General features: G+C 72.5%; 16 protein-coding genes. 6 read left to right on the forward strand and 10 right to left on the reverse strand.

Going from position 1 to position 14,511, the window contains the following annotated elements:
- Window positions 1–297 precede the first annotated feature (297 nt).
- Window positions 298–1,524: an MFS transporter gene (locus tag HD596_RS55335; RefSeq protein WP_185077415.1), complete on the forward strand. Its 1,227-nt coding sequence runs from the start codon at window positions 298–300 to the stop codon at window positions 1,522–1,524.
- Between the two features lie 22 nt (window positions 1,525–1,546).
- On the opposite strand, the gene HD596_RS55340 is transcribed toward HD596_RS55335, so the two are convergent.
- From HD596_RS55340 to HD596_RS55350, 3 genes are read right to left on the reverse strand one after another with little or no spacing between them, the layout of a single operon-like run.
- Window positions 1,547–4,045 carry an ABC transporter permease gene (locus tag HD596_RS55340; RefSeq protein WP_185077416.1) on the reverse strand — a complete coding sequence of 833 codons (2,499 nt, stop codon included), beginning with the start codon at window positions 4,043–4,045 and terminating at the stop codon, window positions 1,547–1,549.
- Complete coding sequence (locus HD596_RS55345; protein WP_185077417.1) at window positions 4,042–4,734, reverse strand: ABC transporter ATP-binding protein; 693 nt, start codon at window positions 4,732–4,734, stop codon at window positions 4,042–4,044. Before HD596_RS55345 ends, HD596_RS55340 begins: the two co-directional genes overlap by 4 nt.
- Window positions 4,731–5,240: a PadR family transcriptional regulator gene (locus tag HD596_RS55350; protein ID WP_185077418.1), complete on the reverse strand. Its 510-nt coding sequence runs from the start codon at window positions 5,238–5,240 to the stop codon at window positions 4,731–4,733. The genes HD596_RS55345 and HD596_RS55350 overlap by 4 nt, the downstream gene beginning before the upstream one ends.
- A 120-nt stretch (window positions 5,241–5,360) precedes the next feature.
- On the opposite strand from HD596_RS55350, the gene HD596_RS55355 reads away from it, so the two are divergent.
- Together HD596_RS55355 and HD596_RS55360 are read left to right on the forward strand one after the other, a co-directional pair.
- Window positions 5,361–5,870 carry a SigE family RNA polymerase sigma factor gene (locus tag HD596_RS55355; protein ID WP_185077419.1) on the forward strand — a complete coding sequence of 170 codons (510 nt, stop codon included), beginning with the start codon at window positions 5,361–5,363 and terminating at the stop codon, window positions 5,868–5,870.
- Window positions 5,867–6,547 carry a hypothetical protein gene (locus HD596_RS55360; RefSeq protein WP_185077420.1) on the forward strand — a complete coding sequence of 227 codons (681 nt, stop codon included), beginning with the start codon at window positions 5,867–5,869 and terminating at the stop codon, window positions 6,545–6,547. Before HD596_RS55355 ends, HD596_RS55360 begins: the two co-directional genes overlap by 4 nt.
- Before the next feature lie 10 nt (window positions 6,548–6,557).
- Here HD596_RS55360 and HD596_RS64455 read toward each other — a convergent pair whose 3' ends face one another.
- Both HD596_RS64455 and HD596_RS65395 read right to left on the reverse strand, forming a co-directional pair.
- Window positions 6,558–6,770 carry an oxidoreductase gene (locus tag HD596_RS64455; RefSeq protein ID WP_313047182.1) on the reverse strand — a complete coding sequence of 71 codons (213 nt, stop codon included), beginning with the start codon at window positions 6,768–6,770 and terminating at the stop codon, window positions 6,558–6,560.
- Window positions 6,763–7,104: an oxidoreductase gene (locus tag HD596_RS65395; RefSeq protein ID WP_313047184.1), complete on the reverse strand. Its 342-nt coding sequence runs from the start codon at window positions 7,102–7,104 to the stop codon at window positions 6,763–6,765. The genes HD596_RS64455 and HD596_RS65395 overlap by 8 nt, the downstream gene beginning before the upstream one ends.
- Between HD596_RS65395 and HD596_RS65400 the strand changes: the two genes are divergently transcribed.
- Window positions 7,006–7,335 carry a helix-turn-helix domain-containing protein gene (locus tag HD596_RS65400; RefSeq protein ID WP_313047185.1) on the forward strand — a complete coding sequence of 110 codons (330 nt, stop codon included), beginning with the start codon at window positions 7,006–7,008 and terminating at the stop codon, window positions 7,333–7,335. The genes HD596_RS65395 and HD596_RS65400 overlap by 99 nt on opposite strands.
- Window positions 7,336–7,353: 18 nt before the next feature.
- Here the strand turns inward: HD596_RS65400 and HD596_RS55375 are convergent, their stop codons facing one another.
- The 5 genes from HD596_RS55375 to HD596_RS55395 all read right to left on the reverse strand — a co-directional run bounded on the left by HD596_RS55375 (window position 7,354) and on the right by HD596_RS55395 (window position 12,621).
- The gene (locus HD596_RS55375) at window positions 7,354–8,121 is read right to left on the reverse strand and encodes a hypothetical protein (protein WP_185077421.1); all 768 of its coding nucleotides are present in this window, start codon (window positions 8,119–8,121) and stop codon (window positions 7,354–7,356) included.
- A gap of 113 nt (window positions 8,122–8,234) precedes the next feature.
- Window positions 8,235–9,512 carry a glucuronoarabinoxylan endo-1,4-beta-xylanase XynC gene (xynC, locus tag HD596_RS64465; protein ID WP_281398360.1) on the reverse strand — a complete coding sequence of 426 codons (1,278 nt, stop codon included), beginning with the start codon at window positions 9,510–9,512 and terminating at the stop codon, window positions 8,235–8,237.
- 165 nt (window positions 9,513–9,677) lie between these two features.
- Window positions 9,678–11,147 carry an SDR family oxidoreductase gene (locus HD596_RS55385; RefSeq protein ID WP_185077422.1) on the reverse strand — a complete coding sequence of 490 codons (1,470 nt, stop codon included), beginning with the start codon at window positions 11,145–11,147 and terminating at the stop codon, window positions 9,678–9,680.
- Between the two features lie 180 nt (window positions 11,148–11,327).
- Complete coding sequence (locus tag HD596_RS55390) at window positions 11,328–11,663, reverse strand: hypothetical protein (protein WP_185077423.1); 336 nt, start codon at window positions 11,661–11,663, stop codon at window positions 11,328–11,330.
- 73 nt (window positions 11,664–11,736) lie between these two features.
- Window positions 11,737–12,621 (reverse strand): LysR family transcriptional regulator, encoded by an 885-nt coding sequence (locus HD596_RS55395; protein WP_185077424.1) that lies wholly within the window; start codon window positions 12,619–12,621, stop codon window positions 11,737–11,739.
- Between the two features lie 107 nt (window positions 12,622–12,728).
- On the opposite strand from HD596_RS55395, the gene HD596_RS55400 reads away from it, so the two are divergent.
- The gene (locus tag HD596_RS55400) at window positions 12,729–13,811 is read left to right on the forward strand and encodes an alpha/beta hydrolase (RefSeq protein ID WP_185077425.1); all 1,083 of its coding nucleotides are present in this window, start codon (window positions 12,729–12,731) and stop codon (window positions 13,809–13,811) included.
- Window positions 13,812–13,917: 106 nt separating this feature from the next.
- Window positions 13,918–14,481, forward strand: coding sequence for a hemerythrin domain-containing protein (locus tag HD596_RS55405; protein ID WP_185077426.1), 564 nt, complete (start codon window positions 13,918–13,920; stop codon window positions 14,479–14,481).
- Window positions 14,482–14,511: the final 30 nt, after the last annotated feature.

Genomic DNA, 14,511 nt, shown 5'->3' on the forward strand with positions numbered 1-14,511 from the left:
AGTCCGAGGCCGAGGACGGCAACGACGACCAGGCCGAGGCTGAGGACGGCCAGGACGACAACGGCCAGGAGGCCGGTTCCGAGGCTCAGGAAGGCAAGCAGGGCCAGGCCGGCGACCAGAACGAGCAGGAGGGCAAGGGCGACGCCGCCGAGCCCGAGGACGACTGAACCGAACGCCGGGCGCCCCGTGCCGGGGTGCCCGGCCCGGTCGTGAGCGTACGGTGCCCGACAGGAAGATCTTTACCTGTTTTCGCGCGTTCGGAGTGTGCCCGCAGTGGCGGGCGCGACATCATGCCACATGCCGAACGCGCAGCTCAGGAGCCGATTTCCCGCCGAAGTAGGGCGTAACGGGTTGCTGGTCATCGCGGCCCGCGCACTGCGGACCTTCGGGTACGGATGCACCAGCGTGCTCCTGGCCGAGTTGCTCGCCCAGGACGGCGACGCACCCTGGCAGACCGGCCTGCTGCTGGCCGTGGCCGCCGCCGGTTCGGTGTTCGCGAGCCTGATGCTGGGCCTGTTCGCCGACGTGTGGGGACGGCGGCGAACGCTGATCGCGTGCGGCTGCCTGATGGCGGTGACCGGCGTCGTGTTCGCGCTCAGCGAGTCCTACCCCGTGCTGGTCGCCGCCGCCTTCATAGGGACGATCTCGCCCTCCACCAACGACAACACCCCGTTCTCCGGCGTGGAGCAGGCGATCCTCGCCCAGAGCTGCCCCCCGGCCCGCCACACGGCCATCTTCACCTGCTACAACGTCACCGCCATGGCATCCGGCGCGCTGGGCGGGCTGGCCGCCGCCGCCCTCGGGCTCCAGACGTGGACCTCGGCCCCGGACGCCGCCTTCGCCCTGTACGCGGTCCTGGCGGCCGGCACCGTGACGCTGTTCTGGCGCCTGTCGCCGCAGGCCGAGGCCCCCGGGACCGTACGACCTGACCGGAGCGGGCACCGCGGGCGGGTGCCGGGCCAGGTCCGGCTGCTGGCCGGGCTGTCCGCCCTGGACGCCCTGTCCGGCGGGCTGGCCGTGCAGGCCGTGCTGGCCTGGTGGTTCGCCCACCGCTACGGCGCCACCACCACGCAACTGGGCCTGGTGTTCTTCGCCGCCAACCTGCTACCGGCCCTGGCCCAGCTCACCGCGCCGCTGCTGGCGCGCCGGCGCGGCCTGCTGGCCACCATGCTCCTCCCGCACACGGCGGCCAACCTGCTGCTGGCCTGCCTCCCGTTCGCCCAGAACCTCGCCACCGCCGTCACCCTGCTGCTGCTCCGCCAGACGGTCTCCAAGATCGACGTACCGGCCCGCCAGGCCTTCACGGCCGCGGTCGTCCCCTCCGCGCACCGCACGGCCGCCGCCAGCCTGACCAGCCTGGCCCGCAGCGTCGCCGTCTCGGCGGCACCCCTCGCCGCCACCACCCTGCTGACCGGCACCCTGGCCGCGCTGGGAGCCCCGCTGCTGCTCGGCGCGGCCCTGGGCCTCGGCTACGACCTCGCCCTCTGGCGCGCCTACCGGGGCGCGCCCCTGCCCGAAGGCTGAGCGGCCGCCCAGCCGGTCCGGGTCACAGGAGGCGGCGGACGAGGGGCGGCCTGGTCCGGGTGAGCAGCGCCGCCGCACTCGCCAGAACGGGCAGCCCCACCACCACGGCGAGGAGAAACGGCCACGGTATCGCGATCGTGGCGGGATCTCCGGCGCCGTGCGTCGTCATCGGCCGGGTCAGGGCCAGGCCCGTCACCGTCCCCGCGAGCAGCCCCACCAGCGCGCCGAGCCCGGCGATGTAGAGGGCCTGGCCGGCCACGAGCACCCGCATCATCCTGGGCGGGGCGCCGATGGCCACCATCGTCGCCTGCTCGGGCCGCATGTCGGCGGCCGCCAGGCGAGTGGCGGTCAGCGTGCCGCCGACGACGAGGACGAGGGCGCCGCCGAGCCAGCCCCACAGGCCGGGCTCGGGCACGTTGCGATAGCCCTCCTCGGAGGCGACCGTGACCCGTGGGGTCACCTTGGCCAGATCACGCCCCAGCGTCGAGCCCGCCGACGGCCGGTACATGGCGTAGAGCTGGCGCTCCGCCGTCGCGAAACCGGCCTGCTCCACCAGGGCACGCGGCAGCAGGGCGCCGCCCTGGTGCTCGTCCGCGGGTGTGGCCAGCACCGCGGGCACGTCGAGCCTGCGCGCGGGGCCGGACGTGGAGCTCGCCCGCAGCGCGAGCTTGCCGTCCCGCAGCGCGGCCGCGTCGAACACCACGGCCTTGCCGCTCGCCAGCGCCGCGGCCGCCCGCGGATCATGGCGCCCCTGCAGGAGCGTGAGCAGGCTCTGGTCTCCGATGGCCGCCGTACGGCGCGTTCGGATGCCGTTCCATCGCACCGTGTACCGCAACGCGTAGCGGTGGCCCTGGGCGTCCCTCGCCTGGTAGCCGGCGGCCAGCGGCACGCCCGGCAACTGGCGGGCGGCTTCGGCGCGGAGCCTGCTCCAGGCGGGGTCGCCGATGTTCCCGGCCCAGATCGCCAGCATGCCGGTCGGGCGCGCCGAGGTGTAGGCGTTGCGCTGGTCCATGTACTCGCTGTAGGCGCCGATGCCCAGCGCCACGACCGCGGCCGTAACCGCCATGACGGCCGCCACGGCGCTCGCCGTACGGGATCGGTGGCGGACCGCGTCACGTACGGACAGCCGCAGCGGGAGCCGCAGCCGCGCGGCCGGCCGGCCCGTGGCGCGGACCAGCCACGGCGTCAGCACCACCAGCCCGAGCAGGACCAGCACCGCGGAGGCGAGCACCCACGCCGAGCCCGGCTGGCGCCGCGCCACCACGGTCGCCGCCAGCCCGGCCAGCACCAGCGCTGCCCCTACCAGCGGCCATCCCGGCCGGTCGGCCACCGCGGGCGCCCGGCCGGCCAGCACCGCCGCGCTGTTCTGCCGAGCCGCCTGTACGGCCGGCACCAGCGCCGCCACGATCCCGGCGAGCAGGCCCAGCGCGGCGACGGCCAGCACCGGCGGCCACGGCACCTCCGGCGGGCCGGAAGTGCCTCCCCATCGGGCCACGATCGGGGCGCCGAGCGTTCCCGCCCCGATGCCCAGCACCGTCGCCACGAACGCGGCGGCGCCGCCGAGGACCAGCCCGTCGGCCAGCACGATCGTCCGCAGCTGCGCGGCCGACCCGCCCTGGGCGGCGATCTCGGCCAGTTCCCGGCGCCGCCTCCTGAGCCCGACCGCGAAAGCGGGTCCGGCCAGCAGCACAGTCTCCAGCACCACCATGATCACCATGGTGCCGACCCCGACCGTGTTCTGGACGTCGGAGGCCGGGGCACGAGCCCACGAGCGAGGGTCCGTCATCATGGCGCGCGAGGTGACGTACAGTCCGGCGCCGTTCAGCGCGGACACGCCGGTCCAGGACACGGGCGCGGCGGTGTCGGCCAGCCAGCCGGTGCCGTGCTCGCCCGGGGACCAGAACTCCTCCACCGACGCCAGCGGGAGATCGGGGCCGACGACCTGCCGGAGAGAGGGCCGGAACGGGTGCTCGACCACGCCCACCACCGTCAGCGGCGCCGCGCCGGACGGCCGCAGCTGATCGCCGGGCCGCAGGCCGAACGCGGAGGTCACCACGGCCTCGCGGGCGGCCGCGGGCAACCTGCCCTCGCTCAGCGTCCACATCCCCTTGGTGAGGGGATCGCGCAGGTCGGTCCTCAGCGCCTCGACCCGCTCGCCGCCCAGTTGGAGCACACCGGTATCGAAGGGGATCAACCGGGTGCCCGGTCCGAGCAGCGCCCCCACTTCGGCGGCGCTGCGCCCGGGCGCGGTCGCCCCGTCGCCGCCCGTGCTCCAGCTCGTCCCGTTCGGCCGCTGGCGCAGCACCGTACCGTCGGGTACCCGCATGAGGCGGGCGTCGGCCGCGCCGAACTCGGCCACCAGCCCCTCCCGCGGGCTGACGTTCATGGTCGCGTTGAGGGTGAGCACCGCCGTGATCGCCAGGACCGGCAGGCCGATCATCACCATGATGAGCGCGCTCCGCCCCCTGGCACGCCACGCGGTGCGGCGGGCGATGCGCAGCGCGACCGGAACGGCGCTCATCGGGCACTCTCCAGCGGCACGTCCGTGGAGTCCGCGACCATCCCGTCACGGAGGAACACCACCCGATCGGCCCAGGCGGCGTAGCGCGGCTCGTGGGTGACGAGCAGCACCGCCGCGCCCGCGTCGCAGCGGGCGCGTAAGACCTGCAGGATCTCGTCGCCGGTGCGGGTGTCGAGCGCACCGGTCGGCTCGTCGGCCAGCACCAGGCGGCGCTCGCCCACCAGGGCGCGGGCGATCGCCACCCGCTGGCGCTGGCCACCGGACAGCTCGTCGGGGAAGCGGTCGGCCAGCTCTTCCACGCCGATCTCCGCCAGCACGACCATGGCCTCCTCGCGGGCGCGGCGCGGGCGCACGCCGTCGAGCTCGCGCGGCAGCATCACGTTCTCCACCGCCGTCAGCGACGGGATCAGGTTGAGGTCCTGGAAGACGTAGCCGACGCTGCGACGCCGTAACGCCGCCAGATCGCGTACGGCGGCCAGGTCCTGGTCGTCGATGTGCACCGTGCCCGACGTGGGCCGCTCCAGCCCGCCCACGAGGTTGAGCAGGGTCGACTTGCCCGACCCGGACGGGCCCATGACCGCGACCAGCTCCCCCGCGCCGACCTCCAGGCTCACGCCCTTGAGAGCGTGTACGGCTGTCGCCCCTTCGCCATGGACTCTGGCCACCTCGGCCAGCCGTACGACCGTCATGTTTCCTCCTTGAGAACGGCCTCGCAGTGGTCCAGCCACCGTTGCTCGGCCTCGGCCCGGAAAATCATCGAATCGAGCACCAGCCGCTGGGCCGCGCCTCCCGTCGCGGCCCGCTTGGCCTTGGTCAGCTGCTGGAGGGCGCGCATGGTCGCCGTACGCTGCCGGCGGATGACCTCGGCGACGTCCACCTCCTTGGCCTCGACGGCCATGGCCAGCTTGATGACCAGCTCGTCCCGCGGCCGGTCGGACTGGACGATGGGGGTGCCGAACCATCGCGCCAGCTCCGCCCGGCCGTCCGCGGTGAGCGTGTACACGACCCGGCCCTGCTCGTCCGACTCGCCCGGCTCGACCAGGCCGTCGCGCTCCAGGCGGGACAGCGTCGTGTAGACCTGGCCGATGTTCAGCGGCCAGGTCGCCCCCGTCGACGCCTCGAACTCCACCCGCAGCTGGTAGCCGTGCCGAGGCCCTCTGCTGAGCAGAGCCAGCAAACCGTGCCTGATCGACATGGATACCAAGTATGCATATGCAGTATGCATCGCTCAAGCGGATCCGCCGCATTCGCGAGTGCAACCTGCGCCCCGGCCGGAAGCATCTCCTGGGTGTGAAGTCATCTATCGGGGAGACCTATGAGCCTTGACGAGGAGTACACCGCCTATGTGAGTGGCCGGCTGTCCTGGCTGAGGAAGATCGCGTACCCGTTGTGCCAGGACTGGCACCGCGCCGACGATCTGGTGCAGACGGCGATAACGCGGCTCTACGTCAAATGGCGCCAGGCACGGGCCGCGGACGACCTCGACGCCTACGTGCGCACGATGCTGGTCCGGGTCTTCCTCGCCGAGCAGCGAAGGAGCTGGTTCTCCCGGGTACGGCTGACCTCCAGCCTGTCGGACCGGCCGGCCGAGGGCGGCGACCGGGACCTGGTCATGGACGTCAACCGGGCGCTGGCCGCCGTTCCCGCCCGCCAGCGCGCCACCCTCGTGCTGCGCTTCCACTGCGACCTGAGCGTGGAGCAGACCGCCCACGCGCTGGGCTGCTCCACCGGAACCGTCAAGAGCCAGACCGCGCGCGGCCTGGCCACCCTGCGCTCGCTGCTCGGCGCGCCGGAGTCCCGTCTCGCCCGTAAGGAGGAATCATGATGGATGTCAAAGAGGTGTTCGACTCGCTGGCGCGGCAGGAGGAGCCGCCGAGCACGACGAACGTGCACCGGGCCATGGCGGCGGGACGCGCCATGCGCCGCCGCCGTCGTGCCACCGTCGCCGCGACGTCGGCGGCGGGGGTGGCCGCGGCCGTTCTCCTGGCCTGGTCGGTTCAACCATGGGCGGAGCGCCAGAACGGCGTCGTCGCCAGTGCGCCCACCCCGCCCACCCCGCCCACCGCGCCCTTCACGATCACGGTCACGCCACGGCCCGCCTACAAGGGATTCGCGGAACTGAAGAAGAAGCATCCCCCCAAGGGGAAGATCGCCTCCGTGGCGCCGCTGTTGATGTGGGTGAGCGACGTGCCCCGCAAGGGCCACCTCCTCCTGTGCGAGAGCGGCCCGAACGGTGGCTCCTGCTCCAGCTTTCCGCCGCTCACCAAGGAGTTCGCCCGTATCCAGGGCCGGGGCAAGGACATCTGGTTCGGGATCGCCAACGACGACGTTCACGTAGTGACGGCCGTCACCAAGGACGGGCGGATGTTTCACGCGAACCTCGCCCGGAACGTCGCCCCCGAGCTCGGGCTCTGGGCCATCGAGTATCCCCCGGGAACGGATGTGCTGAGGCTCGTCATCACCGATGCCAAGGGGAAGATCCTGCAGAAGATCCCCGCGTGACGGACCTGGTTCAGACGGCGCGCAGGTACTGCCGCGGATAGCGGTCCCGGAGGGTGGCCGGTTCGAGGCGCGCGGCCGCGCGCAGCGGCCACGACGGATCTCGCAGCGCCTCCCGCCCCAGGAGGACGACGTCGGCGGAGCCCTCGCTCAGCACCGTCTCGGCCTGGTCCGGGTCGCTGATCAGGCCGACCGCGCCGACCGGCAGCATCGCCTTGTCACGCACCGTGCAGGAGCCGGGCCAGATCGACCGTCTCCTCCGGCGTCCAGCCGCCGTCCACCCAGTCGGTGGCCGAGACCCGGACGAGCAGCGGCCGCTCGGCCGGCCAAGCCCCTCGCACGGCATCGACCACCTCCAGCAGCAGCCGGACCCGGTTGTCGAAGCCGCCGCCGTAGCGGTCCAGCCGCCGTCCGCCGCCGGGATCGAGCCGCTCCCGAGGCCGGGCGGGAACGTCGACGCCTTGCGTCCGGCATGGCCGAGTTGCACGCCGATCGGCGTGCCGTGCGCGTGCGCGAAAGCCGTGATCCGCCGCCAGCCCGCGACCTGCTCGTCCGACCACGGAGCCGCCCTGCTGCGGACCCTGCGCACCTACCTCGACTCGGGCCTGGACCGCCACGTGACGGCCCGCGCCCTTACCCTGCACCCCAACACCGTGAGCCGGCGCCTCCGCCGCGTCGAAGCCCTCACCGGCCTCGACCTGCGCTCCTCCCAGGCCGTGGTCGACGCCCGTGCCGCCCTCATCGTGCTCGACGTGGCGGAAGGCGCCGACGCGGCGCGTCACCGGGTGTGAGACCGGCGGCCGGGACCCTTACCCGGCGGTGGCGAGCGGCGTCCGGGCGGTGGGCAGGACGACCTGGCCGGTCACGAACTCGCTCCACAGTCCGAAGGTAAGCCTGTCTCCCGGCTCGGCGTCGGTCTCGGCGAAGCCGACCGTGCGGCCCTGGTGATGCCGGGTGGCGCCGAAGGAGAGCTGGAACCGCGTGGTGCCGGCACGGTCCTGCGGCGGTACGGACGTGGGCGGCAGGATCTCGTCCAGCGCCCACCGGTAGTCCGCCCGGTACGGATCCGAGACGCGTTCGAACGTCTGCTCCAGGATCACGCCGGACGCGGGCAGCACCACCAGCACCCCGGGCAGCCGCCCCACCCGCGTGTTGAAGGCCAGCACCTCCTGCGACTGCCCGTTCGCGGACTCGCCGCGCCCGCCGCCGATCCGCGAGCCCGCCGGGCACGCCTTCGTCCCCTGCTTCTCGATCACGGTACGGGCGCAGGTGGGAAAGGCTTCGGGGTTGAAGCGCACCGAGCGGTCGAACAGGAACACGAACCTGCGCGCCCCGGCCGGGACCTCCCCCGTTGCGGCCCGGCTGCGCCGGTCGAACGCGATCGTCACGCTCCGGCCGGCCCCGCGGGTCGCCGTCACCGTCAGCGAGTCGAGGTTCTCCGTGCCCTCGACATCGGGCTCGTAGGGGCGCTGCGGCCCGCCGGGGGCGGGATCGGGCGGGGCCGCGCTCGCGGTCGCGGCCGGGGCGAGCATGGACAGGGAAGCGGACACGGTCACCGCGGCCAGAACTTTCTTCACCAGCACTCCCAGAAGTGATCAACAACGTCGGCGACCACACAATCAACGGGCCCCGAAAAGCCGTGTAAAGCCCGGGAGCGAGCCTGGTGTCGATCCCCGCCGGGAGCCGTGGCTCACGCGGTCACGAAGGTCATCACGCTTCGAGCGGGAAGCGTGACGGTGAAGGAACCGTTCGACACGCCGGTCGTGCCCTGGGACGCGACGTTCCTGCTCGCGTCGGTCAGCCAGGACGAGACGCTGGAGGCGGTGCCGTTCCTCAGGGTGAACTGCTGGCTCACCGCGGCGGTCCCCTTGTTGACGGCGACCACGACCGTCGAGTTGCCACCCCGGTAGGCCGACACGTAGACGTTCGACGCCGGGTTCGCCGTCGCCTCGACCCGCACGTATCCGGGTCGGACGAACCTGGCGAAGTGCGCCATGTTGGCGCCGCGCTTGCTGATCTGGCCGTCCTCACGCATGGGGCCGTAGCCGCGCCGGATGTACCACCAGACGTACGCCTGGAACTCGGCCTCCACCATGGCGCGGTGGATGTGCTCCCCCACGTCGAGCGCCTGGGGCCACAGGTCGGCCGAGTCGCTGCTGTTGGGGTAGTAGACCTCGGTCATCCACAGCTCCTTGCCCGCGCCCTTCTGCTTGAAGAGGGGGTAGGGGAAGTTCGCGAACGACGTGCCGTAGAGGTGGGCCCCGATGATGTCCACGTTGGCGAGCGCCGCGGCGTCGTTGAGGATCGGATCCGACATGTTCTTCAGGTACTGGAAGGACTCGGGGGCGATGACCCTGGTGCCGATCGAGCCGGCGTTCTCCCGCAGGAACCGGACCATCTCGGCGGGAGTCCACCACGTCCAGTCGTGCGCGTAGTCGGGCTCGTTCTGCACCGAGATGCCGTACAGGTTCACTCCGTTGTTCCGCAGGTAGGTGTTGAAGTCGTTGAGGTGCTGGGCATAGGCGCCGTACATGTCGTACCTGAGGCGTCTGGCGTTGGTCTGGCTGCCGCGGACGAAGGTCTCCACCATGCGGGCGGGGGGATTCCACGGCGAGGCGATGACGGCCGCCCCCAGCTCGCTCGCGCGCCTGGCCGTCGCGAGATCGCGGCCCCAGTCCGCCTGGTTCTCCGGGACGGGGATCCTCAGCACGGAGAACCCCAGCCGGCCCTCCCCGGTGCCGAACGCCGTGTCCCGCTGGGCGGCCGTCAGGTCGCCGATCCAGGCCGCGTGGGTCATGCCGCCGAAGCCCCGTATCGTCTGCCGCTGCGCCGACCGATCGATGACCACCGCGGCGGCAGCCGTCACGGCGGCTCCGGCGGCCGGCGTCGCGGTCGCGAGGACCGGTACGGCCCCCATCGCCGCCAGGACGGCCCTTCGGCTCAGCACTCCATCACGAGCTTGCGTCATGGCTTCTCCTCCTGGCTCCGGCCTTCTGGAAGCGCTCCCATTACTCGCGGAACGTAAAGCCCTTACTGCGGCCCGTCAACCATGCGCGGATCGCCGCTCCTGGAGACTGCACATCGCCCCGTCGCGGACGCTGAATTCGGTGAAACTTTCACCGGCGAGCGGATCTTACGCGGGCACGGCCTTCCGCCGGGCGGCGGCGGCCGCCACGTTGACGGGCATGCGCCCGAAGATCAGGTCGTGGAAGGGGCGGATCGCCCACCAGTAGAGGTGACCGAGCAGGCCGTGCGGGTGGAAGATCGCCCGCTGCCGGTAGAAGGTGCTCCCGCAGGATCGGGAGACGCCCAGCTCCAGCCAGGCCAGGCCCGGTAGGCGCATCTCGGCGCGCAACCGCAGCAGGCGACCGGGCAGCACCTCTTCCACCCGCCAGAAGTCGAGCGCGTCGCCCACCCTCAGCCGGTCCGCGTCCCGCCGCCCGCGCCGCAGCCCGACGCCGCCGAAGAGTCCGTCCAGCAGGCCGCGCAGGTGCCAGGCGACCGGCAGGGAGTACCAGCCGTTGCGCCCGCCGATACCCTCGATGACCTGCCACAACGCCTCCGGGTCCGCGTCCACCCGCAGGCTGCGGCAGTCGATGTAGAGGCTGCCGCCCGCCCAGTCGGGATCGGTCGGCAGCGGGTCGCTCGGGGCGCCGGGCGTGGAGGCCGAGGACCAGCGGGTGGCGACGTCAGCCTCCTTGATCTTCTTGAGCGCCAGCGAGACGGCCTCGCGGAAACCGATCAGCCCCTCCTCCGGGTCGGGCACGTAGCGGGCGATGTCGTGCTCGCCGCAGATCCCCTCGTTGCGCAGCGACTCGACCAGCGGCCGCGCGATCCCGGACGGGACCGGGGTGACCAGGCCCACCCAGAGGCTCGACAGCCTCGGGGTGAGCACCCGCACGGGAATGATCGCGCGGTGCGGCAGACCGGCCACGGACGCGTACCCGTGCATCATGTCGGCGTAGGTCAGCACGTCCGGGCCGCCGATGTCGAAGGCCCGGTTGACCTCGTCGGGCACGCTCGCCCAGGCGGTGAGGTAACGCAGCACGTCCCGTACGGCGATGGGTTGCGTACGGGTGTGCACCCAGCGGGGCGTCGTCATGACCGGCAACCGTTCGGTCAGGTATCGCAGCATCTCGAACGACGCCGAGCCGGAGCCGATGACGACCGCGGCCCGCAGCACCACCGCCGGCACGCCCGCCCGCAGGAAGATCTCGCCCACCTCCGCCCTGGAGCGCAGATGAGGGGAGAGCCGCTCGCTCGGGACGAGCCCGCCGAGGTAGACGATGCGTCGTACCCCGGCCTGCTCGGCCGCCGCCGCGAACGTCTCGGCGGCCCTGCGGTCGTTCGCGGCGAACTGCCCGGTCCCGCCCATGGTGTGGATCAGGTAGTAGGCCACGTCGATGCCGTCCAGGGCCTCCCGGGTCTGTCCGTGGTCGGTGGCGTCCGCCTTGACGACCGACGTGCGCGCCGCCCATGGCAGGTCCCGCAGCCTGTCGGGGGAGCGTGCCATGCAGCGGACCTCGTGACCTGCCGCGAGCAGCTCGGGGACCAGCCGGCCGCCGATGTAGCCGGTCGCCCCGGTGACCAGACAACGCGCCATCTCCGTACCCTCCGCTGTGGCCGGCACCAGGACGGCCGGAACCCGGCACGAGGCGTCGTCGCCGTGGACCCGCTCGGCCGCCCTGCCTCCGGTGTCAGGGGCAGGCGCGGGAACGGCTCACCGTGTTCCGCTCTGCCCCTCCTGGCTGCGCTACCCGGCAGATAGGGACATAACCGCACGTCAGAGCGTATACACGGGCCGGGCGATCACCTCCTGTTCAGCCCCCGCAGCACCGGCAGCCCCGTACCGGAGTCGAGCACGAGGCGGTCGCCCAGCGGCCGGGCGAGCGTGACGGTGGTCGTGGCCGTCCTGAGGATCGCCCGGGCAGGGCTTGCCGGAGCTGGAGTCCTCCTCGTCCACGTCGACCACCACCAGCTGCCCGGTCTCGTAGGCGCGTGCCCCGTGAACGGTGTCGCAGGCGCCGTACCCGTAGCGGAGCAGCAGCTCGTGCGGCTTGCCGTCGACGAGGTCGAACGCCATCCGCCGTGACGAGCGGCATGCGATCACTCTTCGCACGAGACCTCCTCCACCCCATCGTCGGCCAACGCCCGACCCCTCCGCCCAACTTTCAGGGCTTTGATGCCTGCCGTCAGAGTTCGAAAGCGGCGGCGCGGAAGTTGCGGACGATCGGGTTGGGGTCGCCGGTGCGCCAGGTCAGGTCCAGGGTGACCACGCGGGTCGCCGGTGCCAGCGGCCGGAAAACGACGTCGCCGCGGCGCAGGCGGGCCACCGACTCCGGCACGATCGACACGCCGAGCCCGGCCGCCACCAGCCCCACGATGGTCTGCATCTGCACGGCCTCCTGCACGATCCGGGGCTCGAACCCGGCCGCCCTGGCCACCCCGATGATCTGGTCGTGGAGGGCGGGCCCGAACCGCCGGGGGAACATGACGAACGGCTCCCCCGCCAGCATCCCCGTCGGCAGGGACTTGTGCGCGGCGTGGGGATGGCCGGCGGGCAGGGCGGCGAGCAGGAGTTCGCGGGCGACGGTGCGGGTGGTCAGCACCTCGGCGGCCGGCCCGGCCAGCGGGGCGTGCAGGAGGCCGACGTCCAGCAGCCCCTGGCGCAGCTCTTCGGCCTGCTGGGCGGTGGTCAGCTCGCGCAGCTCGACCTGGACGCCCGGGTAGCGGGCCCGGAACCGGCGCAGCAGCCGGGGCAGCGTGAGGTTGGTCGCTGACCCCACGAACCCGATCGCCAGCCGCCCCGCCTCTCCCCTGCCCGCCCGCCTGGCCGACTCGGCCGCCAGCTCGGCGTGGGCGAGGCTGGCGCGGGCCTCGGCGACGAAGGCCTCGCCGGCGGGCGTGAGGCGTACCTGCCGGGTCGTGCGCTCGAACAGCCGCACCCCGAGCTCTTCCTCCAGCTTGCTGATCTGCTGGCTGAACGGCGGTTGCCGCATGCCCTCGCGCAGGGCCGCGCGGCCGAAGTTGAGCTCGTCGGCGAGCGCCACCGCGTAGCGGAGCCGCTGCAGATTCATATGCCAATCATATGAGTCACCGCGAATTGGGCGCACAATGCGACTCCTCCAGGCGGGGCGGCGGCAGGATCGAGGCCTCATGCGCGTTCCCCGAGAAGGAGTTTCTGATGGGCTTCCTGCTGAACACCGTCGTCGGCCTGGTCACCGTCGCCTCGTTCGCGGTGGAGGCGAGATCGGAGAGGGTCGAGCGCGCGGACTTCCACGTCACGAGCGACCCCGGCGTCAGGATCGCGGTGCGCGAGGTCGCCGCCGGGAGGCCGGCCGGCCCGCCCGTCCTGCTGCTGCACGGCGCCCGCGTCCCCGGCGTGGGCAGTTTCGACCTGCCGGTCCGCGGCGGCTCGCTCGCCGAGGACCTGGCCCGCGCCGGCCACCGGGTCTACGTGATGGACGCCAGAGGTTACGGCCGCTCCACCAGGCCCCCGGCCCTGTCGCAGCCGCCGGAGACGAACCCGCCCGCCGTCCGCTCCGACACCGTGGTCCGCGACGTCGCCGCCGTCGTCGACGGGATCCGCCGGCGCTCCGGGGGCAGCTCCGGCGGCAGCTCCGGGGGCAGGGTGGCGCTGCTCGGCTGGGCGACCGGCGGCCACTGGCTCGGCCAGTACGCCGCCGCGTACCCGGACAAGGTGGACCGCCTCATCCTCTACAACACCCTCTACGGCCCCGTCCCCGACCACCCGACGATGGGCCGCGGCAGCGACAACGAGCACCCGGATCGCCCCGGCCAGTTCAACACCGCCCGTTTCGGGGCGTACCGGCTCAACACCGGCGACAGCCTCCTCCCGTCGTGGGACCGCAGCATCCCGGACGAGGACAAGACGACCTGGCGCGATCCGGCGGTCGTGGACGCCTACGTCAAGGCGGCCCTCGCCTCCGACCCGACCAGCGGCACCCGCACGCCGCCCAGCTTCCGTGCCCCGTCCGGAGCCATGGAGGACAGCTTCTACCTGTCCACGGGACGCCAGCTCTGGGACGCCAGCCTGATCACCGCGCCGACGCTGGTCGTGCGCAGCGGCAACGACTTCTGGAGCCGTCCCGAGGACGTCACCGCCCTCAGCTCCCACCTGGTCCACGCCAAATCAGTCAGGACCGTGGAACTGCCGGGCGCCACGCACTACGTGCACCTCGACCGCCCCGAGCGGGGGCGTGACCGGTTCCTGCGGGAGATCACCGCCTTTCTGGCGGCACGCTGATCCCCGAGCCGGGGTTCGCTCCCGCCGTCCGGTCGCTTGTTTAAGCCCCTGTCAGCGGGAACGAGGGGCGAAAGAGCCCCATACGCGAACCCCGAGGGAGGCCGTCATGGGCACGCAGCAGGACATGATCGAGGTCCTGGTCACCGACCACCGCGAGGTGGAGGAGATGTTCACCCAGCTCGAACGCATGACCGGGGACGGCGGTGAGCAGGCCAAGACCTTGGCCGAGAAAGTGGTCATCGAACTGGTACGGCACTCCGTCGCCGAGGAGGAGTACCTGTACCCGACCGTACGCGACCACGTGCCAGGCGGCGGCAAGCTGGCCGACCAGGAGATCGCCGAGCACGCCGACGCCGAGGAGACGATGAAGCGGCTGGAGGCGCTGGAGCCGGGCCAGACCGACTTCTGGCCCACCGCGCAACTCCTCATGGGCCAGATCCGGGCACACATCCGGGAGGAGGAGAACGATCTGTTCCCGCGCCTTCGTGAGGCCTGCCCGGCCGATCAGCTGGTCGAGCTGGGCGGCAAGGTGGAGCGGGCCAAGAAGATGGCCCCGACCCGGCCGCACCCGTCGGCGCCGGACACCCCGCCCGCCAACAAGTTGCTGGCACCGGGGGCGGGGCTGGTGGACCGCCTGCGCGATCTCCTCACGGGCCGGGGACGTTCCTGACAGGCAGGATCAGCGGGCCGTGCGGCGCTG

The sequence above is a fragment of the Nonomuraea jabiensis genome, from assembly GCF_014204795.1.
Taxonomy (GTDB): domain Bacteria; phylum Actinomycetota; class Actinomycetes; order Streptosporangiales; family Streptosporangiaceae; genus Nonomuraea; species Nonomuraea jabiensis.

Excerpts from the sequence above, each read along its gene's own strand:
- HD596_RS55335 (WP_185077415.1), top strand. The coding sequence starts at position 298 with ATGCCGAACGCGCAGCTCAGGAGCCGATTTCCCGCCGAAGTAGGGCGT.
- HD596_RS55340 (WP_185077416.1), bottom strand. The coding sequence starts at position 4,045 with ATGAGCGCCGTTCCGGTCGCGCTGCGCATCGCCCGCCGCACCGCGTGG.
- HD596_RS55345 (WP_185077417.1), bottom strand. The coding sequence starts at position 4,734 with ATGACGGTCGTACGGCTGGCCGAGGTGGCCAGAGTCCATGGCGAAGGG.
- HD596_RS55350 (WP_185077418.1), bottom strand. The coding sequence starts at position 5,240 with ATGTCGATCAGGCACGGTTTGCTGGCTCTGCTCAGCAGAGGGCCTCGG.
- HD596_RS55355 (WP_185077419.1), top strand. The coding sequence starts at position 5,361 with ATGAGCCTTGACGAGGAGTACACCGCCTATGTGAGTGGCCGGCTGTCC.
- HD596_RS55360 (WP_185077420.1), top strand. The coding sequence starts at position 5,867 with ATGATGGATGTCAAAGAGGTGTTCGACTCGCTGGCGCGGCAGGAGGAG.
- xynC (WP_281398360.1), bottom strand. The coding sequence starts at position 9,512 with ATGACGCAAGCTCGTGATGGAGTGCTGAGCCGAAGGGCCGTCCTGGCG.
- HD596_RS55385 (WP_185077422.1), bottom strand. The coding sequence starts at position 11,147 with ATGGCGCGTTGTCTGGTCACCGGGGCGACCGGCTACATCGGCGGCCGG.
- HD596_RS55395 (WP_185077424.1), bottom strand. The coding sequence starts at position 12,621 with ATGAATCTGCAGCGGCTCCGCTACGCGGTGGCGCTCGCCGACGAGCTC.
- HD596_RS55400 (WP_185077425.1), top strand. The coding sequence starts at position 12,729 with ATGGGCTTCCTGCTGAACACCGTCGTCGGCCTGGTCACCGTCGCCTCG.
- HD596_RS55405 (WP_185077426.1), top strand. The coding sequence starts at position 13,918 with ATGGGCACGCAGCAGGACATGATCGAGGTCCTGGTCACCGACCACCGC.